The sequence below is a fragment of the Rhodococcus sp. 06-156-4 genome (assembly GCF_002259345.1).
Taxonomy (GTDB): Bacteria; Actinomycetota; Actinomycetes; order Mycobacteriales; family Mycobacteriaceae; genus Rhodococcoides; species Rhodococcoides fascians_E.
Genome location: NZ_NPGB01000019.1, coordinates 1 through 1320 on the forward strand (window position 1 = coordinate 1; position 1320 = coordinate 1320).

A 1320-nucleotide genomic window follows, 5' to 3' on the forward strand; every position below is an offset into this window, starting at 1 on the left:
CGAGCCAGCGGGAGGTGACGGCTTTGCCGCGGGTGAAGAAGTGGATTCCTTCGGTGCCGTGGGCGTGGGTGTCGCCGAACAGCGAGTTTTTCCAGCCGCCGAAGCTGTAGTAGGCCATGGGGACGGGGATGGGGACGTTGATGCCGATCATGCCTACTTCGACTTCGTTCTGGAAGCGTCGTGCTGCGCCGCCGTCGTTGGTGAAGATGGCGGTGCCGTTGCCGTAGGGGTTGTTGTTGATCAGTTCGAGGGCTTGGTCGTAGGTGTCGACGCGGACGACGGAGAGGACGGGTCCGAAGATTTCGTCGGTGTAGATGGACATGTCGGTGGTGACGTTGTCGATGAGCGTCGGGCCGAGCCAGAAGCCACCGGAGACATCCCTCGTCGCTTCGCTCGCACCGTCTCCGCCGTCGGCTTTGACTGCGCGGCCGTCGACGACGATGGTGGCGCCGTCGGCTTCGCCGGCGTCGACGTAGGAGGCGACTTTGTCGCGGTGGGCTTGGGTGACGAGGGGGCCCATGTCGGCGCCGCGGGTGCCGTCGCCGGTGACCAGGGGGGTGGTGCGTTCGACGATTTTGGCGACGAGTTCGTCGGCGATGTCGCCGACGGCGACGAGGGCGGAGATGGCCATGCAGCGTTCGCCTGCGGAGCCGAAGCCGGCGTTGACCATGGCGTCGGCGGCGAGATCCAGGTCGGCGTCGGGGAGGACGATGGCGTGGTTCTTCGCGCCGCCGAGGGCTTGGACGCGTTTGCCGTTGGCGGTGCCGGTGGCGTAGACGTATTGGGCGATGGGGGTGGAGCCGACGAAGGAGATCGATTTGATCTTCTTGTTCTCGAGGAGTTCGTCGACGGCGAGTTTGTCGCCTTGGAGGACGTTGAAGACGCCGGGGGGGAGGCCGGCTTCTTCCCAGAGTTCGGCGAGCCAGATGGAGGCGGTGGGGTCTTTTTCGGAGGGTTTGAGTACTACGGTGTTGCCGGCGGCGATGGCGACGGGGAAGAACCACATCGGGACCATGGCGGGGAAGTTGAAGGGGGAGATGATGCCGACGGGTCCGAGGGGTTGGCGGATGGAGTAGACGTCGACTTTGGTGGAGGCGTTTTCGGTGTAGCCGCCTTTGAGGAGGTGGGGGATGCCGCAGGCGAATTCGACGACTTCTTGGCCGCGGGAGATTTCGCCGAGGGCGTCGGAGAGGACTTTGCCGTGTTCGGCGGTGATGATTTCGGCGAGTTCGCCTTTTTTCTTGTTGAGTAGTTCGCGGAAGTTGAAGAGGATTTGGGTGCGTTTGGCGAGGGAGGTGTCGCGCCAGGCGGGGAAGGCGG

General features: G+C 64.4%; 1 protein-coding gene. It reads right to left on the reverse strand.

Features of this window, described 5'->3' with window-relative positions; translation table 11 throughout:
- A partial coding sequence (locus CH290_RS14035) for a CoA-acylating methylmalonate-semialdehyde dehydrogenase (protein WP_094624259.1) occupies window positions 1-1320 on the reverse strand: 1320 nt, incomplete at both ends.